Below are 20,876 nucleotides of genomic sequence, written 5' to 3' on the forward strand. Positions count from 1 at the left end.
TAATATTAAATTTATAATATAACTATGCTAAATTTATTTGTATATTAAAATTTGCGGATCATACTTGATAAAATTTAATTTTTGCGCTTATGATTAAGAATCGTAAGATTTTTTTACAATATCCAAGTTCAGGAAAATTAGCTTCTCAAAAATGAAACAAATGCAAGCAAAAAATGTGCCAAGGAAAAATATAGGCTTTACAATTATTGAAATTATGATAATCATTATGATTTTGGTACTTCTAATTGCAATACTCATTGCGATAAGCTTTCATTTCAAAGGAAAAGAATCCAAAGCGGCCATTCAAGAAAGGCAAGATATACTCCGCATAGAAAATGCCATGAGATTTTACAGACTGGATAACAGTTTCTATCCTTCAAACGATCAAGGGATAGCTGCTTTAACTAAAAAACCACTTATAGAACCAATTCCCCAACATTGGGTGAAATACTTAAATGAAATACCTAAAGATCCTTGGGGCCTTCCTTATCATTATTCGAACCCAGGGAGGTTCAAACCCATTGAAATATACAGTTGTGGACATAATGGAGAGCAAAATTTTTGGGTCAGGTTTAAGTATTGGCTTACGTCAAATCCAAAAATTAATTGTAAAAATTAATCTTTTCTGAAATTAAGCAGATACTTGCAGACGAGATGCTGCAAGGCTTTAATGTCGCTGTAAGAGCTTGTTAACAAAATGAAGGCTCATTATGGATTCCGGGATCTTATGCAACCAACAGTTGAACCAATGATCTCAACAAAGCTTTACCTCTCTTTTTGGATATGTCGCAAAAATAATTAAAAGTGTAAGACGGATGTATTTTAGACACACCTATGCTGCGAGGCTATAGAACTGTTCAAAAATCGTTTGGTTCGCTGACTGTTTATGTTGCCCTTTACGCAGCATGTGGCGGAGTTCAATTCCAATAAGGGTAGCTTCGGCGGCGTGAAATGCTTTGAACCCCTTCATGGGTTGAGTGATTTTTTTGATAAATCGATGGTATGCCACCCAGGATAAAGAGCAGCGCAAGCTGCATGTTGACCGTGTTTAGAGCCGCTTTATTTGCCCCGCTCTTATCCATAGTCACTTTTTGCGGGATGCCGTTTGAGCCCATAGCTTTGATGAAAAAAGTACGGGCTGCACGCTCATTGCGCTTTTCTGAAAACATAAAGTCAACCGTGTTGCCTTCTTTATCCACTGCACGATATAAATACATCCAAACGCCTTTGACTTTAATGTAGGTCTCATTCATGCGCCAGGAGGTGCCAACCTGTTTTTTATATTGTTTACGAAATGAGCTTTCTAATTGAGGTACGTATTCAACAACCCAGCGATGTATCGTGGAATGATCAACGTTCAGGCCACGCTCCAAAGCCAGCTCTTCTACATCTCGATAGCTCAAAGAATACTCCAGGTACCAACGAACCAACATCAAAATAACGTCTTTTCTAAAATGCTTCCATTTGAAACTGATCATTTCACGACCGCCCGAAAAAAATGGGAAGATTACCAAAATCAGAAATTTTATGCGACAAAACCGGAATTGAGCCCAGAGCTATTATTCAGGCTTTGGCCGCTTACAAGCCCTTGATAAAAGCTCATATGATTGTGCATTTTCCCACCATAACCGGCCGTCAATTTCAGTCACGTCTGCAAAGACAGCTCGTCTATCCTTCTTTAAGGAGTGAGTTATTGCAGGCAGAAACTTTATTTAATGAAGATTTGCAATTAAAAAAGAAAGCTGTTGATGTTCTGAAAATGGCTAATGATTATCCCATTGTATTGTCAACAGGACATGCTTCACGAGAGGAGACTTATCAGCTTATTGATGCTTGCATCAAATACAATGTGCGAGCTTTATTATTAAATCAGCCGGCTCATCCTTTAATGGGTTTGAAAGCTCAAGAACTGAAGGAAATAGCCAGACATGACTTCGTCTGGATAGAGCAAACCTTGCTGACATATCTTTTAGGACATCAGAGCAAGGAGGATTTAACCGAGGTTTTATCTGATGTGCCCAAAGTGATTTACAGTTCAGATTTAGGGCAAACAAATCAAATGAATGTGAAAGCCTGGTTTGATTTTACTGAAAAACTGTTTACCGAATTGAAACTTTCTGAAAAAAGAAAAGATGAAATCTGTCGAGAAAATGCATTGGCGATGCTGACAAACCATTAATCTGACTTCTCACTATAAGTGCTCAGCTCTGCTCGGAAAAACGGGCATATTTGGTCCATTCTGTGAGAGAATTTCACTCTATTGTAGAATATGACTTGAGCTAGATTCTAGTTCCAGACTGGCATAGTGCTGCAAATCCGTCATCAATGAGACTTGTAATTTCTCAATCGAATCTTCACTATTGATATCGTCTAGTGCATTTACCAATACAGGTCGGCCTTCAAGTACCCGCTTAAAACAATAAAGCTTTGCTTCATTACGAACTTCCTGATTTGGATCGTTTAACAATGTGGTTACCAATGTCTTTAAGTACGAGTGCTCAGTTTTACCTAAACGACCATCCAATGCCTCTATTGTTTTTATGACTGCAAGACGAGTCGAGTAATGTAGTTTGTCATTAATAATACCATCGATAATAGTCATAATTTGAGCAATAGTTTCAGGTTCAATACTATCACGATCAGGCAATAGTTTTGTCAGAGCTAAAAGTCCTTGTTTGGCAATGGCGTCATTTTCTGATGAAATACTCTTTAACACGGGATTAATAAACTCAGCTTTCAGTTTTGCAGGTAATGATGGAGCAATAAATTTTATAATCTCTAATATCTTACTGTGGTCTGTTTTTTTATCACTTAAAGCGTGAACATATTTTTTCATTATCTCCAGCACTCGATCTTCATCCTGGCAAGTTAAGATATAATGTAAAACTTTTCCTGCGGCATTCCGAATACTTTGCTTTTCTTCTCCTTCAAGAATAGACAGGATATCCTCAATGTTAATCTTTTTAAGAAGTTTTGGATTATTTTGAAATTGAGATAAGCCATTGAGCACTTTTTCACGGGCGTATAAGTTTAAGCTGTCAAAATTTACGAGCAAAAACTGTGTGATGGTATCCTGTAAATTCATTTCGGAAAATGACAAAATAAGGACAAGTAAGTCAACGTCCACCGGGGATAAAGTTTCTTTTGCGGATAAGATATTATAAAGATCGTATGCGAAGGAATTTTTTTCTTCTTTCGTCGTATGATTCATAACATACGACAATCCTGATATTAAAGATTTCTTGAGTTTTTCATTACCCGGAGACCGAATTATATTTTCAATATTTATCAAGACCTCCTGGGGGAAAGAGATGTGAGGTTCAGTCTTAGCTATCTCTATGACAACATTCAGTGCCGCGCAGGCTTGTGCTAGATTCGATCTCTCTGTTTGTTTTAACGTATTCAGAGAGTTAGTTAATATACTCTTTTTTTCTGACTCCTCCATTTTTGTCAAAAGTAGGCCAAACATTTGCAGATGGTTGGTATAAAATTGTAAATTTGGATTCTGAAGTTCGGCAAGAATATCCCTGCTAATGCCATTCTTTTCCGTGTTTTCACAATCTGGATACAATTCTATTAATAACTCCATTGCTGTTTTTTTGTTGGAGGAAGGGCGGCTCTTTAGCCGTTCGCTCAATAATGCCAGCATATCCTTTCTGAGTTCAGAGGAAGTATCCATATTTCTTATTAAGGGCGCAAGTTGACGCAAAGCCTCATTCGCCGCAGAACTACGAATCTTTGGAATGGCCTCCGTTAATAACAATTGGATCAAAGAATACTTCTCATCGTCTTTCATAAAAGGAGCCAGGCAATGAACAAGATAACTTAGCTTAAGAATTTTTTTACCATCCCGAGGATCCAGATTATCAGGTATCATTGCAAGCAAACGTTTTTTTGTATCTCCGGAGAGTTTTTGCACAATACTTTCATTTGCAAGCAAACTTTTAAGCAATTCTTTTGCTTTCTTCTGCACAAGTGAATCATCATGCACCAATAAATTGCTAACTTCCACAGCAATGGCATCCAGGCTTTTGGCATCGATGGTTTCAAGCAGGCAAACAGCCAACTCCAAACTGCCGATAAGACTGCGAGGATCTTCTTTGGTTTTGAGGTTTTCGATGATTAACTTGATAATGGACACGGAGTTTATGCCTTCATACCCGTTTAATTTCATCAGGACCATCAATCCATTGATCATAAAATTGATATCATTAATATTCGCGCTGTTTCTAAGCTTGCTACGCAAAGTCACTATCTCGAAGGGGACGCTGCTTTGAACGTCCATGGCTGGCATTCTTGCCCAATGTTCTAGAAGTTGGCGCTGAAAACGTTGGGCTTGCAAATCGTTTTTATTGAATAATGTTTCGATCACGGAAGGATAATTTCTCCCACTATCATCCAACAGGCGCCTTAAATCTGGGAGAAAGTCAGTCTTGGAGTGTTTAAAAAAATGAAATTTTTGAGCTGGTTTTATCGTTTGCTTTCTATGCTTTCCAGATTTTCCCATATCTTATAACATCCTATAGATCAAAGTTATTTTGACTATTATTAATTCAAATATACCATAATTTAAATTTTATGCAAAAAAAGCTATACGATAGTCCAGGACAAAATCATACCAATTAAAGCACAAACAATAATACGTCATCGTTTCACTTTGTTCGAAATAACGGCAATTTGGTTTTATTTGGATGATATGATTTTGCCCTGTACGATAGTTTATTTTATTACACTTTATTTAATTACTTGAACGCGCTGTTCGCCTTATTAAAACTCAAAATACCATTAAATTATCTACATTTTCGCTACGCAAAATCAAAGATCGAGTCTAAATATCAGTTAATATTTTCTTAATAAACACATAATGTTTTCATAATGTTCAATAAGTATACTTATTAATATATCCATTTATATAGAATACGATTATGAGCACTAAAGAAAGCGAAGTAAGAAAACACCTTGAGGAATCAAGAGATAAATTAAGAAAATCCCAAAAATTCGAATTTTTTGGCGTGGATGACAGTATGGTGCATCAAACGGATGATTCTATAAAATTGTATGAAAAAACAGGAATATTGAAGGGTTTAGATATTAAAGACCCTCATATTTACAGCCACCATTTAGCCAGGAAACATAAAAAAGATCATAAGATCATTGACCCTTTTTTTGCTCTTACAATGCAATATTTCAGTGATGCTATGAGGATAAAACACCAAAAAGAAAAATTAATTGCCCAAGAATTGCAAAAAGAACTCCGCCCGAATCGGTCAAGCTATGACAAGGATAGCGACTTACATATCCAACTCAGAAATAAAACTTTTAACTTCTGGAAGTTAATTTATGCCTTTGCGAAAGAGCAAGGCATTGAGAATATTCCGGGTAGAGATGTCAAAATATCCAGCGATTTTGAACAATTTATCACTGACGTTTATAGCGATGAAGCGATATTCAATCCCAAATATCAGGGAGCCATTCTTGCAGCTGATGTGTATAGTGCCTTTCAGGACTGCGAGAATGAGCGCGTGATTCAGTTTTTGGCCAATGATACGGAACATTATTTTGATTTGTTTCTCTTTGGGCAGGGCTATGATAACTTTAAACGTGCCAAAGCCTTTGTTGAATATGTCAAAAAACATGATCCCAAGGGGGAAATTGTCAACGCAGAAAAACTCGAAGCCTTGGTTGAATTTGCCGAAGCAGAGCATATCCGAACACGAGAATTTGGCAAGAAAAAACTTCCTGGCATTTCCGTGGGCTATAAAAAGTATGAATCGCATGGACTGTTTTGTACGGTGCCACCGGCAAATATCTTAAAGAAAACCCTCGAAGGCAAACTCAATTTAGACGCTACGATTAAACGCCTTGAGGATTTGGAAACACGTTTAGAGGACATCAAGGAGGAAGTGAAACATAAAAGCCCTCTGGACTGTGAAATCCCAAAAAATCCGAAATACGCCAAACTCATAGAGGATATTGAGTTTATGTTTAAGGATAGTAGAAATATCCGCAATCTGAGACCCCTGCACGATAGTCTTTCTTCAAGACAATGCGCCGAATATTTAGGAGCGATTCGTCCTTATTTGGATATAATTAAAAAAATTAGGGAAAAAGCACATAAAGAAGCCGAGTCCAGTACCTATTATACGGATGTTGTACCCATTGATGATTTTGAACAGCATTTATTTGACGAAAAATTTGATGGCGCCCGAACCTGGATAAGCGGAAAAACTGCTTGGGTATTGAATTCAATGTACGGAGGGGCATTAAGCAAGCAAGCGATGATTACGGTGCCGATGGTTTCAGGAATGTCGGGACACGTTGATGTATCATTGATATACGGGGAGCTGTTCGACTTGAATAAAAAAGACATATTCAAAGCGATGGTAGCCAATTTAATCCTGTGCGACGGCCACTCACTGACAGAAGTTGTTTTTGGTTCCATGTCGTATAGTAATGTTTTCCCAGAAGAAATGAAAGATATTCGAAAAATCGATGAGGATTTCGTAGACACTATGGGGGAAATATTTTTTGGTAAGGAAAAATGGCAAGAGCTATTAAAAAGAGCTGACTTACCTTACGGTAACCCAATTGAAGATACAGTTGAGTTCTATACACTGGCGGATGAGGCACGACAAATAATATTTGACCATGCCTCGGAGAGAATTAACGAATGGAAAAGGGAATTTATCATAAACCCTGAGCGCTTTAACATAAGCACTACGTATCTGAAAAAACTTAGAGAAGAACGAAAACGAGAAGTATCAGAGCTTGAAGATGGTACATATACGGAAAAAAAGGAAAAATTTAAATCACCAAGCACTGAAACGAAAAAATCAAAAAACGACGAAGTGATTCAACGCGAACTACAAGAAATCAGCAAAAGCGCTGGGGTATTAAGCAAAGTAGGTATGTTTGAAAACCTCACTAAAAAAGAAAAAGAGGAAGAGAAGCTTCCCTCAACCAAACTACATAAATAACGTGAATTCGATATAACTGTTTAAGGATTATGCTGTAAAGGGATAATATATTAAACCCTAGACCTTTTGTGATCTTATTTGTTTTTTTCAAAGAACATTCATAGGATACAAGAGGTCTGTAATAGATAAGCTAGTCGAATTATTCTGTGTTGTCGATGATTTTTGTCAAACGTTTTTACCAAGCTTTGAGCAGCAACTTTTAAATGTGTCAGGCAAGTCAGGAAGAAAGCCTTTAGCCTATCCATGTCAGAAATAATGACGATAGTCATTCACTATCACCAGTCCAATTATCGACACTTCAAAAGCCATTATTCTTCTTCTGTTTTGCAGAAAGATTTACATCCCTATTTTCCAAAACTGGTCAGCTATAGCAGAATGACGGAGCTGATGCCCTGCCATAAATTACCATTGTTTAAGCAAGTTAACGAAAATACATGATATCTTATTTCAACTCTCAATTCTCGATACGATTATTCACAGCGAGTACGATAATGAAAGGATACTTCTTACTGGAAGGCAATCTTTAACCTAAGCCTGGAGTTATTTTTTATTTAAGGTAATTGCCTTTTCGTCGGGGAGCTTTAGTCCCTTCTCCTTAAGCAAGGTCTTAAATTCAGTAACGCTTTCGGGCGTGGCCCAGAAATGAAAAAAGCTTCTTTTTTGTTCGCAAATTCTTAGCGTCTCAAGAAGAAATTCGCTTTCTTTCTCTCCCCATTTTTCAGAGGGAGTGCTTTGCAGCTTTTTTTTGACGTCCTTCAAGGCTGCACTTTCTGGGAACCTTTTCCGGAAGTCTAGCGATTTCCCTGCTTGCTTTCAATGTTGCCGATTAGCCTCTCAATGATAGCCGATAACTGTATCTGGTTGGCGCTGAGAGGACTTTTGCTCTCAGTAGTTTTACTTTGTTCAGTTTGATGATATCTTGGCTTTGAGACATCCGTTTTCTTTTGACTTTGGGATTGAGTAGTTCCTACCAGAGGGCGCTGGTGTTTAAGTTCTTTCGCTAAAGCTTGTTCAAATTTCATGTCCCTTGAAGAAGGAGAAGTATCAAAAATGGGAATGCTGATGTCTAATTGATCCTCTGGATCATTTTCGATAATCATCTCGGCAAATAATTTGGCCGCTTCCTCAGGAGCCCAGCCGTAGACGCCGATACCCAGGGGTTGGATGTAGAGCGGTCTATTTAATGCCAGTGCATCCTTAATGGCTTGCGCCACAGCCTGTCGATATTGTTGCTTATGAGCTTTGTCGCGAGCTTCAGAGCTGGAGAATTTTTCTAGAGTTAAGCCTTTGCCACCTTTTACAGGGACAGTGGCCACAGCACCTATGTATGAATCTTGTTGTGCCAAACGGATGTAAGCAGGCATTGGTGCTTTTTGCGAGTGATAAGCGGCTAAATGTTGGTTTAAAATCGCTTGCCAGCCACCCACACTATCATTAACAGATAAATTCTGATTAAAAAATTTCTTAAAGGCTAAGAAACCTGAACCCATGCCGGCCACATTTGTACATGTGACTGTCCCTGCGCAAACTATGAGTGAATTTTCTTGAGGTCCAGTGCTTTTGGAAGCAATTGTTCTAAGAGGCATAATTAAGCTCAGTCATGGGTTTATTTGACATTATACCTTAAGATGGTGTTTTTAGATCCAATATTTTGATGTTTTTTTATTCTTTTCGATAAGCTTTAATTCAAGAATGGCTGTTTTCCCACAAGACATACGGCTCATCGAGGAGGAATCAGATATTCTAATCAAAATTCCTTAAATTACAGCTGTAGTACTATGGGTGAGATGAATACATGCAGTATTGTTTGTATATATTTATGCAGAAAAACCAAAATACGAACCGATTGATATATTTTTGATATTTTCCTATAATTATTTTTACAGTAAACCTCACCATGAAGTACGCAATGGGTACGGAGCCGTTGATAGCTGTTAAGTGAGTTACATATGTAGCAGTAACATTTTATTGGATAATTTTTAAAAAATAACAGTTACATATGAGGAGTTGTAGCTATGAATGAGATAGATATAAAACTGGCAGATGAAAATGGAGAGATCGTGGATTATGGCTTTGATCTTATTTCACATCTTATTGATCAACAATCAGTAAAAAATATCAATAATGAGAAAGAGGCGCTTTATTACTACTTAAATGAGGATGAATTCATATCTTATGACGGCATAAAATTAAAGTTTCATTTAAAAAATAAGACATTACTTAAAAATATTTTGATAAATTTATTTACCATAGTTCCAGCTTATATTAGCTCAAAAGGAACACTGAATTTTACATTGTCTGATGGCAAGTTAGAATCGCTATCCATTGAGGAATTGGTTTCCTTACAAACTGAAAATATAAATGAAAAAGTTAACCAATTAGTTCACTAAACTGTTTAAAAGGAATATATTATGGTCTTTCCTGGTAGACATTTTAATAACCCCCAACCAAATAATCCGCCCCGGGGTTACACATCTGTAAATTTAGGTAATTTGTCGAAAACCTCATTAGGCAACCCGACATCATTTCACCATAGAGACATGAGTCAATTCAAAGGGTATTGGAAACCCAGCTATCGAGGAGATTATAAAGATGTTTTTGCTGCTATATCAGAGGATATGATAGAACAGCCTTATGCTGACAACCCTAATGATTTGATTTCAAATAGCAATCGTAATATGGTGGCGTTCCATGAAAATCATGGAACGGCTCATGCATTGCGTCAGCGCGAGTTTTCAAAGAGGTATTTATCAATTATTCAACAAGAAGGTACCTCACCGCATAAAGAAGCTGCTTTAGCAATGACGGAAGAAGAAATAGCTTGTATGGAATTAGCTGCTTTTATGTTTCGTGCAGGAAGGACGAATGAACGGGGTGGTAGAGGCGATCCATCTAATGCTGAGCGTTCTGCAATTTTGTTTGAAAGTGTTGCTAAACAAATGGGGTTTAAGGACGACTTAATAAAGGGAATGTCAACTTTTATGTGCTCTCACATGCCAGTAGGTGATTGGAAAAGTGGAAAAATAAATCTAAAAGGTGCGGAAAAAGGGTTTACCGCTGTTGGAAATGTTACTGCTCAACAAAAAGCAATGGTCATGAAGCGGATTCTTGATCTAAGCCATCATAATGATTTAGTGCGATGCTGGAGGGATGACAACAGAACTCAAATCAGTGGCCCTCTTCAAAATCAACTGGATTATTTGCTTGGCGATACGGCTAAAGCAGCTCATACCACGAAAGCAATGATGAATTATGCTGCGCAAATGTGTAAGGCCACTGGTGCACAGGTAATCGCTAAAACTTTATCTTATGCCAGAAAAGATCCCGATTTAGCTGCACAAACAGCTTCCGATCCTAAGAATGCTATGATGCGATTGGAACAAATAACCCCACAAGGATTAAACATTGTAGCGCCTGTTCAACCCCAGCCCACACAATCATCAATACCCAAATCTTATTTTAGCATGGCTAGAAGGATGGGTATTAGTAAAAAATCAGATGTTGCTGACCTAATGAATAAGCAATCTTTGCAAACCACTGCAGCTGAAATTAAAAAACAAATCACGGGTGTGAAAGATACGGTATGGATTTTTCCGAATGAAGGCTCAAGTCATGCTGTTTTCATTTCTTTTAAGACCGATGCGGAAGCACAGTCTTTTGCTAATGAACTTGTGAAAGTCGGTATTTCAAGTGTTAAAAATCCAGGTTCGCCTAAAACTGTACAGCACAAAAATCAGTATGCCGGTATATATTTAACTCAACATCAATATCAAGCCTTGAACACTGATCTAAAATCCGGGGCGTTTCATCACACAATAAATAAGCAATCTTTGCAGACCACTGCAGCTGAAATTAAAAAACAAATCACGGGTGTGAAAGATACGGTATGGATTTTTCCGAATGAAGGCTCAAGTCATGCTGTTTTCATTTCTTTTAAGACCGATGCGGAAGCACAGTCTTTTGCTAATGAACTTGTGAAAGTCGGTATTTCAAGTGTTAAAAATCCAGGTTCGCCTAAAACTGTGCAGCACAAAAATCAGTATGCCGGTATATATTTAACTCAACATCAATATCAAGTCTTGAATACTGCTCTGAAATCCGGGGCGTTTCATCAAAAAATCAGTATACCTGAAGCATCAAATATTCGGGATATTCAAATAACAAATGACAATGGTCAATATCAATTAGTTTTTGATTCAAACCAATTAGATGATGCAGAACGTTTTTTACTTGATCAATTTGGTGAAGGCGGAGAGGGCTATTTTGAAGGAGACTTATATAATTTAGCAAACAGTAAGCAACAACAAACTTCATTTACAATGGAATACTCAAATTTGACGACACTTCAAGCGGCTGTTCAACGTATAGGAAGCGATACATTAAGAGAAAAACTGGAAGCCATGATTGATGAAAACTTTGGCTCTGGAAGTAAGTTTACTTTATAAGGCTTAGCGCTCCGAACTTGCGCCCTGATGCAAAAATTTAAAATATCAGACTGGGAAGTCTCCAATAACATCATTATATTTATCTTGTGCATCAGCTAAGCTTAATTTTGAATAAATTTCTAACGAATCTCTTTTCGCATGTCCGGAGTAAGGTTGGATAAAAGCATCATCAATATTTTTTTTCTTAAGCCAAGTAAACAAAAAGTGTCTTAATTTATGAGGTGAGATAGAGCGCTCAATACCAGCGATCTTAGTATACCTCATAAGAATTTTTCTAATTCCGCGATCAGTATAGTGACGACGAAATCCGGATTCGAATAGAAAAAGTCTATTTTCATTTTTATATTGTTTTATATGAAGTGCTAAAGTTTCTTTAAATGCTGGTGAAAAGGGTACAACTCTATCTTTTTTACCTTTTCCTTGATTAATTTTTATTCGGCAATTAGTTAAATCAACATCAGCTAACTGTATATTAATTAACTCGCTAACTCTTATTCCTGTATAGAGCAAAACTTTAACAATGAGCATAGGAACAATATCGTGAGACTCCCAAACTGCTTTGTAAAAAAGTCTGATTTCATCTTCAGTAGGAACATAGGGCAATCGTTTGGGTGTTGTGGTGACCTCGATATTAAGATTTTCTCTTACAAACCTGAATACATCTCGAAGATAATCATAATTAGGATTCTGAGCCTTAAGCAAATTTGAAACCTTTTGTGCCATTTTTTTAGCTGATATTCGTTCCATTATGCAGTTCCTAGAATAGCCAGAGTCGGAACTCAAAGGGCTATTTCTTATTAAAATTTTCGTTGTAATCTATCTAAATCGAGTGGTAATATCAACCACAGAATTAAAGTAGGAACTATAGTTAAGAGGATTTATCGATGTATCATGAAAAAATATTTTCATATGGAACATTGCAGTTTGAAAATGTACAAATCGCAAATTTTGGTCGTAAGCTTGACGGCTGTAAAGATGTTTTATCCAAATTTGAGCTATCAACTTTAGAAATCAAAGATCCTGATGTTGTTGCAACAAGTGGTGAAAACATACACCCAATTATCACTTATACGGGGAATCCTGAGCATCAAGTAATAGGAACGGTTTTTGAAATAAGCTTCGAAGAGTTAATGCAAGCTGATTCATATGAGGTTTCAGATTATAAACGAATCAAAGTTTAACTGGATTCTGGTGTATTTGCATGTAAATGCTGAAATAAGTACAGACAAAGTTCAAAAAACTGCTGTCTCCTAAGGATGATTAATAATGAATTTATTTGTAGTATATATTGGTGGAAGCCATCCTAATTCTCTAATCGAACTCCATGATATTCGCTTTATAGCGGCTAACACTATTGAAGATACCTATGATGCTCTTAGAAAAAGCTGGTGGGGCTTACCAAAAAGCTTACATATAGATGCATGGGGCATTTTAAATTATGCGGATGGACATAGCATTCAAATTTCACAGGAGCAACCAGAGGAGCATAGTAATAAATTATTTTTCGCAAACTTAGGTGGTTATGATCAAAGGCAATTTATTGAATTACATAAAAATATTTTTGTAGTTGCTACTGATGAATTTGAAGCAAAACAAAAAGCGCTAATGCAAATTTCTGATTGGGAATCTCCACATCGTGATTATTTGTATGAGGTAGATAATTTACTTGATCTTAATTTGTTACTTAAAAATGAAGGTTACTATTTACATTTAAATGGACAGGCCGAGTCTAAACCGTTTGAATTTACATGTAGTTATAATCCAATTGGTAGAATTTAAGCCATTTAATTTAGTGATTCCAGATTTTGCATCAGGGCGCAAGTTCCGGAGCGCTAGGCCATGGACGGTGTTTTATTCAATTTTTGGTTAAGTAATTTCCTCCTACCTGAAATTGGACGTGGTAAAATCATTATCATGGATAATGCAGCTTTTCATAAATCTCCAGACACGGCTTTTATTATCTCTAATGCAGAAGGGTAACTTAAGATTGACTTTACTTTTTAAATATTATGCTATAAATTAATCAAGGTGACCTTAATAAATCCTAAGAGATTAAATGAAATTCAAAATAATCAATTTAATACAAAACAAAATGACAATTCCAGAAATTATTGCCCAAATTCCTAAGGAAGCTGTTGTTTTAGATCTAACCGCAAACAGTTTAGACAGTTGCAGTCCTCATTTCTTAAACGCATTGTTTCTGGCAATCCCCAAATCGATTTGCAAGATAGAGTTGCGTTTAAATGCTTTATATAAAATAACAGGTAGGGATTTAGCCTTTGCCTTTACAGGTTTTGGTGAGAACATTCGTGAATTGGACTTGTCTTTTAACAATTTCCACATGCAAACAACTGTTGAACTTGCTAAATCAGTTAGTGCATTATCTGATACATTAGTCAGGCTGAATTTAGCCGGCAATTTTTTAGGGAAGAAAGAGGGTAATGAACTAAGGGTAATTTTTCAAAATTTAAAGCATGTCCGTAGTCTTAATTTAAGTTCAAATTGTTTGCACCTACTGTCTTTGGCCTCATTACATAACTTAAAAGATACATTATCTCAATTGGAAGAAATTTACCTCTCCTACAATGAAGTCGCCAGCATGCCCTTGGAATGCAGACTTGCCCTTTGTGAAATGATTTCCAAAAAATGCAAACTCATCTTTTTAGATGACAAGGATAAGGAATTTGACGAGACTTGTGAAAGTGCCAATCTGCTAAGAAAAATTGGATTAAAATCTGAGGTTCCTTCATTGGAAAAACAATGCTTTTTTGCTATAAAAAAATTTGAAAAGCCTAAAGAGAACTCAGATAAAGAGCCCAAATGTCAAGCATCATCCCTCTAAAACCTGCCTGATTGAGCAAAACACTCCTAATACTACAGTGTTTGGTTGATATGGTTCTGCTAAGTAAACCTTACCACTGGCAGCTCACTCCACTGAGTGGTGTAATTAGGTGATTTCATCTCACGTCGCATTTTCCAAAGTTTGAGCTGTCCTTCGGATGCAAGATGCTGTCGTCTTTGTGTCGTGCTGCTGCCGTGGTGGACTATCTTTGCTCTGATACAGTAGAAGCTGATTTATTGACCACAGAGGTAAAAAATGACAAACGAACACAATAACGCTAAATGCTAAATATGGACCCATCCCGGCAAAGGATCTTGCCTTTTATGTTGTGCTGTACTGCAAAGAGAGGGCTGGACGCAGGAAATTCTGGCGGAGCTCACAAAGCTTCATGTCAGAACCATTCAGCGAATCGAAAAAGGCAAGGCGCGAGTCCTGATGCTAGACGAGCTCTGCCTGTGGCTTTTGAGCTCGAAGACATTGATGTATTTAACAGGCCATTTCAGTATCCCGATGAGGCAGCCTTAAGGGAGGAATATGATCAAAAAAGAAACCATTACATTGGCTTTAAAAAAAATCACAGATGGAAGACAGCTTCGAGAAATGTCAGAGTCTGCACAGGCATGTCAGTTTAATGCCATCGAAGACCTCTCAGAAGAATCTGAGCGTTGTTTTGCCGAACTTCAGGATTATCTACAGGACTATAGTTGGATTTATGAGGAATACACCGCAGTACGGAAGCTGAAAGTCAATGAAGAACTTCAGGAGATGCTCGACAGGCTCAAAAGAGAGGGTGTAAGCCTCGGTATTGCCGTTGGCATGATTAAGGCAGGGGAAGCGGAAGATCCTTTTTCCTTAAGAGTTAATCATTATATTGCTGCATCCTGTGGTAACCTGCCGAAAGAAATCATAGTAAACAAAAGTGTACGTATGTAATTCATTGAGCACAGTCTGGCTGGTTAATGCCGGCCGGTTGCACAGGTGGTGGCTATACAGCTATGTTTGCCTGGTGCATGGCTTGTTCGATGATATGTTCACTGCATTGCCATGTTTTAAGTTTTTCTGATATTTCATTTGTACTTTTTCCTGCGCGAATCCCTGGTTTTACCCATAGATCAAACAGGGCGTTTTCATCAATTATGGAAACAGGGCTGGTATTGGTGCTGATTACATCAATGGCACAGGCAAATATCCACTTGGAGGGCATGGTATGTCCTTGAGCATAGCCTTTGAGATGGCCGGGTTTTATATTAAGCGATTTATGATATACCGTTTGGGCCAGCTCATTGAAACGATTGTAAAAATCAGGCTGTTCAATCAAGACCTTAAAAATTTTCATGGCATGCCCTTTGAGCTGCTCTGATACATCAGATTTTTCCTGATAATTGATGTCAGACAGAACATCCAGCTCTATACTTGTTTTCTCATAAAGTTTTTTTTCGGTGGTCCGTATTTTATTGATAATGGATTTCAGCATAGAATCCACAGGACGGTAATCAACGCCGTGTTCTCTGCAGGCCTGAGATAATTTAAACATGGCCTGATAGAGTTTTTCCGGCAGGAAAAGCCGGTATCGCTCAAGCTCTGTAGCATCACTGTTCATTCTTTCAAGAAAGAACTTGACCATTTCGTCAAACCACTCAATTTCAAAACACTCAGCTTCACTGAAAGGGTTTTCTTCAGGAATGGCGTCAGCAGATTGATTATAGCTGTGCAGGATATTTTGGCCTTTTGATTTGCGCGCAACCTGAATGAGATCTTCGGAGCGGCGGTTTTTCCTTAAGGTGATCTGCAGCGATTCTTTCATGAATGGCTCCTGTCGGTGGCGTGATTGCGTTTCAGTGGCCTGTTATGCGTAAAATTGTCCGCATACTCCAGCAGCTCATCCAGCTGGTTGGGATGTTTTTCAAGAATGGTCAACAGCAGGCTTAAAGGCTTTGGAATAGGGGTTATGCCGTTTTCGTAACGGTTAAAGGCGTTAACACCACCACCAAAAAGCCGGCTTGCCTCTTTCTGGTTGAGTTTAAGAAACTTTCGTATTTTTTGGATCTGTTGTGGCGTCAGAAGGCCATCGATGCGGGCTTTTTCTCCCTGAATGCGGGCCTGTACAGCTTTGTTGTCTTCAGGGTTAATAATCCCTTCACCGCAGGAAGAACACCACTCGGCTGGCTGGTCAATCGTAAAGGTGTGTCCTTTATAGGTATAGGGTACAGGTCTGATTTCATGTTTCAGTGCCTGTTCCCCGCAGATGGGGCATATTTCTTTGTTCATGCTATTTCTCCTTAAATGAGAGGATAAGCTCACCGCGTGTGCCTACCTGAAACTTGATATAAAGCTCAACGCCTTTAAACCGGGATTTATAAACGTCCTGCCAGGCGGTAAAGCCAGGGTGTTTTGGCGCCATGGATTTATAAAAATCTCTGTTTGTCAGTTCTTGGATGGCGCTTACAACATCCTCATCTGTAAATCCAAGACTTACCTGCCCCTGTTTGGCAGAAACTGTCATCTCAAGCGGTCGGCTCTGGAAAAAGCTTTTTTAATGTCTTCCAGAATATATTCCGGTGTTTTTTTCTCGCTCATGGTTATCCTTGATAACCTCTAAGGTTATTATAGCAGGCTTTTCGTAACCTTAAAGGTTTTAATTATGTTTACAGTATATAAGGCATGAATGATAAAATCAACAAAGTATTGTAACAAAAAATTGTTTATATTATCAGGGATAATTGCTATTCTATAAAGGTCTCGTTGAGACATAACGTTTAAAACACAAATAAGGAATTTAAAATGAATAATAAAAAAAACCTATCTATTCCACAAATGTAAAACAAAGTCAGCAACTGAAGATGAGGCTTTGCTGGCACTAGAGCAGTTTTCTGAGCGCTGGAATAGTAAATATCCGCAAATAAGCCGCTCCTGGCGCAGCCATTGGCATAATCTCAATACCTTATTTAATTATCCAGAGGACATCCGAAAGGCTATCTATACAACAAATGCTATTGAGTCATTGAACAGTGTCATTCGAAAGGCTATTAAAAAAAGAAAGCTGTTTCCTTCTGACCAGGGCAAGATCACGAGTGCCTTTAAATTAAACTGATTATGTGATCTCATAGCTCCTTTATTTATAAAGGAGCAAAAATGTCATCATTAGTAGAATGTTTTTCAATAATTCGCGATCCACGTCAAGAAAGCAAAATTGATCATGAACTGATCGATATCCTTATTCTGTGTGTTTTAGCAGTTATTTGTGGAGCTGAAGGCTGGCAGGATATAGAAGAAGTTGGACATGCTCGTTTAAATTGGCTTCAAGAACGCGGTTTTTTTAAGAAAGGCATTCCAGTTGATGACACGATCGCCAGGATAGTGTCCAGTCTCAATCCAGAAGAATTACAAAGCTGCTTCATTAAATGGATGGCAGCAGTTGAAGAAGCAACCGACGGTAAAATTATAGCAGTTGATGGAAAAACCCTGCGTCATTCATATGACAAGAAAAAACGTAAGTCTGCGATTCACATGGTGAGTGCATATGCTGCTGAAAATGGCGTTGTTCTCGGTCAAAAAAAGACAGATGATAAATCAAATGAGATTACGGCTATCCCAGCTTTACTTGATTTATTGGATATCAAGGGTTGCATTGTGACCATTGATGCCATGGGTTGCCAAGAGAAAATTGCGGAAAAAATAGTTAACAAAGAAGCAGACTATGTACTGGCTGTAAAAGATAACCAAAAACAACTTCACGAAGAAATAATCGATTTTTTTGAAACATCTCGCCGATTTGAATTTAAGAATGTCCGGTATGATTATTTTGAGGAAGCTCATAAAGGCCATGGTCGTGTCGAGCTGCGCCGATATTGGATTAGCGACATGTTGGATACTATTAGCAATCCTGGACGATGGGCTTCTTTGCAAGGCATTGGAATGGTTGAATCAGAACGTTATATCGATGGTAAAACAACTTCTGAAACCCGATATTTTATTGTATCAATAGCTCCAGACGCTAAAATATTTGCTAATGCAGTTAGAAAGCATTGGGCTGTCGAGAATCAGTTACACTGGGTGCTCGATGTGTCATTTAGAGAAGACGATTCTAGAGTCAGGCGAGACAATGCCTCGGAAAATTTCGGTGTGTTTAGACATGTTGCAGTTAATGCGTTACGTAACGAAAAATCATGTAAAAAAGGGATAAAAGCCAAGCGGTACAAAGCAACCTTGCAATCTGATTATGCACAGAAAGTACTAAATGGTATTTTTTGAGCACTCATGCGTTTGCCCTGTCCTTCTGACAACTCTGCTAAAAAAGTTGTTTATCTTTTGCTATAATGGATGCCTCCAAAAAATGGACTATGCCCATTAGAAATTGGAAGGCCGCTTTAAACCGGTTTATGATCGAGTTTGAAGAGCAATTAATTGATTTTGTTTAACCAATGACAGTTACACAGAATTATTTACAGGATCCATCCCAAGATTCACAGTCTATCAAAAATTTTTTCATAATCTACTCTCTGTAAAATTGGTTGTTCAATCCTTTGGTTTTTATTATTTTTTTTATTTATTTTGGTCTCTTTTCCTTCCTCTCAAAGTCCTTTTTGGTTATTTATCAGTCCTTTTTTATTTATTTCCGTTTATTTTTGATTATTTTCGTGAATAATCGTTTAAGTTCCAAAGAGAACCATAAAATAACCCAACGTGAGGTCCAAAATAAATTTCAAAATACAGGGCAAGATAGGTGAAGGATGCTAACCAGCAAGCTGGTTAGCATCCTTCACGAGTCTTATTCGCACCTTCGGTGCTCAATGTAAAAACTCATATTTTGCAGTTTTCCATACAACATTTTATTCCTCTCCCCAAATTTTACTGGTGAAAACATATAGCCTTGGCGTTCCTACCCCTTTAATTCTTGGCTTATGAGAAGCGTTGCCATCTGGTGCGGGTTTAAGCCAACCAGCTTGCAATAAGGTTTTTGTTACGGTGCGTTGATCAAACCCTTTGCATAGTTCGTTTTTATACACTTCGGTTAAAACCATATATATTCGAAGACCTTCGCTGTCGGTTTGATAAAATCCAGCACGGTTAATAATTTTTTCATTGTTAGGATGGTTTGCGCTGTCAAAGCGACTGGCTCCATGAGATTCAAAGAAAGCACGCACCTGCGCCATGATGGCGCGATCTTCACGGTTGCCATCTGCACCAAAAGCATCTAACCATGCAGTAAAGCAATTCTCAGCAGCAGCAAATGATTCTCCTTCTTTCCAGCCAGTCAATCCAAAACGACTGGCTAACTCGCCGGCAGCAGCTACCAGTGCGAAGCGTCTGGCGACACGGATTATTTGGCCTGTTGCATCCGGCTGGATCACCGCATCAACAAAGTTTTGAATAGTATCAGTAATAAATCTGACTATTTTCTGTCGATGAGTAACAACTTTATTAAGCCACTCCATACCGATGACGCCATAATATTGGCTGGTAAATTGCTTTAAGGATAAAGCCATGCTTGCAGGACTCAGCTGATCATGAATCGTTTCAAAAATGCCCATGGCGCACCCAGCATCCGCTTCAATATCAGCAAGGCGTATTTCCTGACCTGCATTGCTGCGCTGTCCAGATTTTGCCATAAGGGCTGACAAGGACTCTTCCCCAGCCGAGAGAAAAAACAAAGACCACTGAGCAGATTTTCGGATAGTACCAGTACGAGAGGCACGCGTTTTTCCCTGACCATTGGCCAGTAAGTAAGCTGCATCTCCAGCTTCTCTTGAGTCCATTTGGCTGAGTTCATCCAAAATGAGCAAGCCATCATTGTGCAATGCTGCCAGTCCTTCAAGACCATTAGTAGTACTACGCCATAAACGGCAATACGATTGTGGATTGCCCCATACGGAAGCAGCGACTTTCAATGCAGTGCTTTTACCCGATGAGGATGCGCCTCTGAAATGAAAACCGCCAGAGTCTTCCCCAACTAGGTTTGCCAGTGTTGGCGCAAGGGCTGTTGATATGGCAAACACCAGTCTTGAATTGCCAATTGCAAGACGGTCGATTGAATCTCGCCATTCTTCGATACTGCCTTTTGAAGACAAAGCTGGTTCAATGGCGTGGGTATTCTGGAATACAATCTTTTCTGTTGACTGTCCGACACACTGAGAAGAGGTGACAAAGACATATTCATACCAGCCTAGTTTATCAACACAACGTGCGCGCGCTTCAACCGGAAAAACCTGCAAATAGGAGGTAAGCAAATCGCGAGCTGATCTATTGGGTGAGATACTTAATCCAAGTCTTGCCAGCTCCCGCCTTACATCGGAGGAATCGCCTTGCAACAAGGACAATGGCATCGCCCACTGATGAGTTATTCCATCATCATCCTGCCATTCCAGCAAGCGACCCTATTCACCACTTTGAGCGTCTCGCGTTTTTGCAACGACATACAAGGGTGAGCATATCCATCGAGGCGGTAATGGGCTGCCATCTTTATCTATGCCGATGAAAGTTAACCCCTCATCCGTTAACCGAAACCTACCGCCTGCATAGTCGCAAACAATTGGTCGCTTTTTTGATGCACTAGGTAATTCAATAACGTGATTCTGTGACATATATTGTTCTCCAAACAACATTTAATGTAGC

Annotated in this window: 19 protein-coding genes and 4 pseudogenes; 14 read left to right on the plus strand and 9 right to left on the minus strand. The window is 38.4% G+C overall.

The window, feature by feature from the left end; all coding sequences use genetic code 11:
* The first annotated feature begins 160 nt into the window (after nucleotides 1-160).
* Complete coding sequence (gene gspG, locus E4T55_RS13160) at nucleotides 161-619, plus strand: type II secretion system major pseudopilin GspG (protein ID WP_223168331.1); 459 nt, start codon at nucleotides 161-163, stop codon at nucleotides 617-619.
* Between the two features lie 213 nt (nucleotides 620-832).
* On the opposite strand, the gene E4T55_RS13165 is transcribed toward gspG, so the two are convergent.
* A protein-coding gene (locus E4T55_RS13165; RefSeq protein WP_418287821.1) for an IS6 family transposase occupies nucleotides 833-1,478 on the minus strand; the annotation gives its coding sequence in 2 pieces (ribosomal slippage) (nucleotides 833-1,010 and nucleotides 1,009-1,478; 648 coding nt in all).
* Between the two features lie 20 nt (nucleotides 1,479-1,498).
* On the opposite strand from E4T55_RS13165, the gene E4T55_RS13170 reads away from it, so the two are divergent.
* On the plus strand, nucleotides 1,499-2,179 hold the full coding sequence (locus E4T55_RS13170; protein ID WP_058500969.1) for a DUF6282 family protein: 681 nt from the start codon (nucleotides 1,499-1,501) through the stop codon (nucleotides 2,177-2,179).
* Between the two features lie 78 nt (nucleotides 2,180-2,257).
* On the opposite strand, the gene E4T55_RS13175 is transcribed toward E4T55_RS13170, so the two are convergent.
* Nucleotides 2,258-4,402: a hypothetical protein gene (locus tag E4T55_RS13175; protein ID WP_135121928.1), complete on the minus strand. Its 2,145-nt coding sequence runs from the start codon at nucleotides 4,400-4,402 to the stop codon at nucleotides 2,258-2,260.
* 523 nt (nucleotides 4,403-4,925) lie between these two features.
* Here E4T55_RS13175 and E4T55_RS13180 point away from each other — a divergent pair.
* Together E4T55_RS13180 and E4T55_RS15665 are read left to right on the plus strand one after the other, a co-directional pair.
* Nucleotides 4,926-6,977, plus strand: a complete 2,052-nt coding sequence (locus E4T55_RS13180) for a hypothetical protein (RefSeq protein WP_115325225.1) — start codon at nucleotides 4,926-4,928, stop codon at nucleotides 6,975-6,977.
* 121 nt (nucleotides 6,978-7,098) lie between these two features.
* Nucleotides 7,099-7,412, plus strand: a pseudogene (locus E4T55_RS15665) (IS982 family transposase); the annotation flags it as partial.
* A 356-nt stretch (nucleotides 7,413-7,768) separates the two neighbouring features.
* On the opposite strand, the gene E4T55_RS13190 reads toward E4T55_RS15665, so the two are convergent.
* Nucleotides 7,769-8,467 carry a hypothetical protein gene (locus E4T55_RS13190; RefSeq protein WP_131780757.1) on the minus strand — a complete coding sequence of 233 codons (699 nt, stop codon included), beginning with the start codon at nucleotides 8,465-8,467 and terminating at the stop codon, nucleotides 7,769-7,771.
* 525 nt (nucleotides 8,468-8,992) lie between these two features.
* Here E4T55_RS13190 and E4T55_RS13195 point away from each other — a divergent pair.
* Complete coding sequence (locus E4T55_RS13195) at nucleotides 8,993-9,367, plus strand: hypothetical protein (RefSeq protein ID WP_058502559.1); 375 nt, start codon at nucleotides 8,993-8,995, stop codon at nucleotides 9,365-9,367.
* A gap of 21 nt (nucleotides 9,368-9,388) precedes the next feature.
* Nucleotides 9,389-11,422 (plus strand): SidE phosphodiesterase domain-containing protein, encoded by a 2,034-nt coding sequence (locus E4T55_RS13200; protein ID WP_115325226.1) that lies wholly within the window; start codon nucleotides 9,389-9,391, stop codon nucleotides 11,420-11,422.
* A 45-nt stretch (nucleotides 11,423-11,467) separates the two neighbouring features.
* Here the strand turns inward: E4T55_RS13200 and E4T55_RS13205 are convergent, their stop codons facing one another.
* Complete coding sequence (locus tag E4T55_RS13205; protein WP_058502561.1) at nucleotides 11,468-12,169, minus strand: tyrosine-type recombinase/integrase; 702 nt, start codon at nucleotides 12,167-12,169, stop codon at nucleotides 11,468-11,470.
* Between the two features lie 137 nt (nucleotides 12,170-12,306).
* Between E4T55_RS13205 and E4T55_RS13210 the strand changes: the two genes are divergently transcribed.
* The 3 genes from E4T55_RS13210 to E4T55_RS13220 all read left to right on the plus strand — a co-directional run bounded on the left by E4T55_RS13210 (nucleotide 12,307) and on the right by E4T55_RS13220 (nucleotide 14,264).
* Nucleotides 12,307-12,603, plus strand: a complete 297-nt coding sequence (locus tag E4T55_RS13210) for a gamma-glutamylcyclotransferase family protein (protein WP_058502562.1) — start codon at nucleotides 12,307-12,309, stop codon at nucleotides 12,601-12,603.
* An 85-nt stretch (nucleotides 12,604-12,688) separates the two neighbouring features.
* Nucleotides 12,689-13,201 (plus strand): DUF1543 domain-containing protein, encoded by a 513-nt coding sequence (locus tag E4T55_RS13215; RefSeq protein WP_058502563.1) that lies wholly within the window; start codon nucleotides 12,689-12,691, stop codon nucleotides 13,199-13,201.
* Nucleotides 13,202-13,478: 277 nt separating this feature from the next.
* Nucleotides 13,479-14,264: a leucine-rich repeat domain-containing protein gene (locus E4T55_RS13220; RefSeq protein WP_058502564.1), complete on the plus strand. Its 786-nt coding sequence runs from the start codon at nucleotides 13,479-13,481 to the stop codon at nucleotides 14,262-14,264.
* Nucleotides 14,265-14,323: 59 nt separating this feature from the next.
* Here E4T55_RS13220 and E4T55_RS15500 read toward each other — a convergent pair whose 3' ends face one another.
* On the minus strand, nucleotides 14,324-14,395 hold the full coding sequence (locus tag E4T55_RS15500) for a DUF4113 domain-containing protein (RefSeq protein WP_082636569.1): 72 nt from the start codon (nucleotides 14,393-14,395) through the stop codon (nucleotides 14,324-14,326).
* Between the two features lie 205 nt (nucleotides 14,396-14,600).
* On the opposite strand from E4T55_RS15500, the gene E4T55_RS15670 reads away from it, so the two are divergent.
* Both E4T55_RS15670 and E4T55_RS13235 read left to right on the plus strand, forming a co-directional pair.
* Nucleotides 14,601-14,789 (plus strand): helix-turn-helix domain-containing protein, encoded by a 189-nt coding sequence (locus tag E4T55_RS15670; RefSeq protein ID WP_223168325.1) that lies wholly within the window; start codon nucleotides 14,601-14,603, stop codon nucleotides 14,787-14,789.
* 9 nt (nucleotides 14,790-14,798) lie between these two features.
* Nucleotides 14,799-15,197 carry a hypothetical protein gene (locus E4T55_RS13235; protein WP_058502565.1) on the plus strand — a complete coding sequence of 133 codons (399 nt, stop codon included), beginning with the start codon at nucleotides 14,799-14,801 and terminating at the stop codon, nucleotides 15,195-15,197.
* Nucleotides 15,198-15,249: 52 nt separating this feature from the next.
* Here the strand turns inward: E4T55_RS13235 and E4T55_RS13240 are convergent, their stop codons facing one another.
* The 3 genes from E4T55_RS13240 to E4T55_RS13250 are packed head-to-tail and all read right to left on the minus strand — an operon-like array spanning nucleotide 15,250 to nucleotide 16,767.
* On the minus strand, nucleotides 15,250-16,068 hold the full coding sequence (locus E4T55_RS13240; protein WP_058502566.1) for a hypothetical protein: 819 nt from the start codon (nucleotides 16,066-16,068) through the stop codon (nucleotides 15,250-15,252).
* Complete coding sequence (locus E4T55_RS13245; RefSeq protein ID WP_058502567.1) at nucleotides 16,065-16,532, minus strand: type II toxin-antitoxin system MqsA family antitoxin; 468 nt, start codon at nucleotides 16,530-16,532, stop codon at nucleotides 16,065-16,067. Before E4T55_RS13245 ends, E4T55_RS13240 begins: the two co-directional genes overlap by 4 nt.
* 1 nt (nucleotide 16,533) lies before the next feature.
* Nucleotides 16,534-16,767: a type II toxin-antitoxin system MqsR family toxin gene (locus E4T55_RS13250; protein ID WP_058502568.1), complete on the minus strand. Its 234-nt coding sequence runs from the start codon at nucleotides 16,765-16,767 to the stop codon at nucleotides 16,534-16,536.
* Nucleotides 16,768-17,097: 330 nt separating this feature from the next.
* Between E4T55_RS13250 and E4T55_RS13255 the strand changes: the two are divergent.
* The 3 genes and pseudogenes from E4T55_RS13255 to E4T55_RS15590 form a co-directional block, all read left to right on the plus strand.
* Nucleotides 17,098-17,319: pseudogene (locus E4T55_RS13255) on the plus strand (transposase); the annotation flags it as partial.
* A 77-nt stretch (nucleotides 17,320-17,396) separates the two neighbouring features.
* Nucleotides 17,397-18,515, plus strand: coding sequence for an ISAs1 family transposase (locus E4T55_RS13260; RefSeq protein WP_058500405.1), 1,119 nt, complete (start codon nucleotides 17,397-17,399; stop codon nucleotides 18,513-18,515).
* A gap of 21 nt (nucleotides 18,516-18,536) precedes the next feature.
* Nucleotides 18,537-18,682, plus strand: a pseudogene (locus E4T55_RS15590) (IS256 family transposase); the annotation flags it as partial.
* A 411-nt stretch (nucleotides 18,683-19,093) separates the two neighbouring features.
* Here the strand turns inward: E4T55_RS15590 and E4T55_RS13270 are convergent.
* A pseudogene (locus E4T55_RS13270) lies at nucleotides 19,094-20,845 on the minus strand (DUF927 domain-containing protein).
* Nucleotides 20,846-20,876: the final 31 nt, after the last annotated feature.

This window comes from Legionella israelensis, assembly GCF_004571175.1.
Taxonomy (GTDB): Bacteria; Pseudomonadota; Gammaproteobacteria; order Legionellales; family Legionellaceae; genus Legionella_D; species Legionella_D israelensis.

What these genes read in the sequence shown, in the direction of transcription:
- E4T55_RS13170 (WP_058500969.1), top strand. Translation starts at nt 1,499, where the DNA reads ATGGGAAGATTACCAAAATCAGAAATTTTATGCGACAAAACCGGAATT.
- E4T55_RS13180 (WP_115325225.1), top strand. Translation starts at nt 4,926, where the DNA reads ATGAGCACTAAAGAAAGCGAAGTAAGAAAACACCTTGAGGAATCAAGA.
- E4T55_RS13215 (WP_058502563.1), top strand. Translation starts at nt 12,689, where the DNA reads ATGAATTTATTTGTAGTATATATTGGTGGAAGCCATCCTAATTCTCTA.
- E4T55_RS13200 (WP_115325226.1), top strand. Translation starts at nt 9,389, where the DNA reads ATGGTCTTTCCTGGTAGACATTTTAATAACCCCCAACCAAATAATCCG.
- E4T55_RS13245 (WP_058502567.1), bottom strand. Translation starts at nt 16,532, where the DNA reads ATGAACAAAGAAATATGCCCCATCTGCGGGGAACAGGCACTGAAACAT.
- gspG (WP_223168331.1), top strand. Translation starts at nt 161, where the DNA reads ATGCAAGCAAAAAATGTGCCAAGGAAAAATATAGGCTTTACAATTATT.
- E4T55_RS13220 (WP_058502564.1), top strand. Translation starts at nt 13,479, where the DNA reads ATGAAATTCAAAATAATCAATTTAATACAAAACAAAATGACAATTCCA.
- E4T55_RS13205 (WP_058502561.1), bottom strand. Translation starts at nt 12,169, where the DNA reads ATGGAACGAATATCAGCTAAAAAAATGGCACAAAAGGTTTCAAATTTG.
- E4T55_RS13240 (WP_058502566.1), bottom strand. Translation starts at nt 16,068, where the DNA reads ATGAAAGAATCGCTGCAGATCACCTTAAGGAAAAACCGCCGCTCCGAA.
- E4T55_RS13190 (WP_131780757.1), bottom strand. Translation starts at nt 8,467, where the DNA reads ATGGGTTCAGGTTTCTTAGCCTTTAAGAAATTTTTTAATCAGAATTTA.
- E4T55_RS13235 (WP_058502565.1), top strand. Translation starts at nt 14,799, where the DNA reads ATGATCAAAAAAGAAACCATTACATTGGCTTTAAAAAAAATCACAGAT.
- E4T55_RS13195 (WP_058502559.1), top strand. Translation starts at nt 8,993, where the DNA reads ATGAATGAGATAGATATAAAACTGGCAGATGAAAATGGAGAGATCGTG.
- E4T55_RS13250 (WP_058502568.1), bottom strand. Translation starts at nt 16,767, where the DNA reads ATGACAGTTTCTGCCAAACAGGGGCAGGTAAGTCTTGGATTTACAGAT.
- E4T55_RS13260 (WP_058500405.1), top strand. Translation starts at nt 17,397, where the DNA reads ATGTCATCATTAGTAGAATGTTTTTCAATAATTCGCGATCCACGTCAA.
- E4T55_RS13210 (WP_058502562.1), top strand. Translation starts at nt 12,307, where the DNA reads ATGTATCATGAAAAAATATTTTCATATGGAACATTGCAGTTTGAAAAT.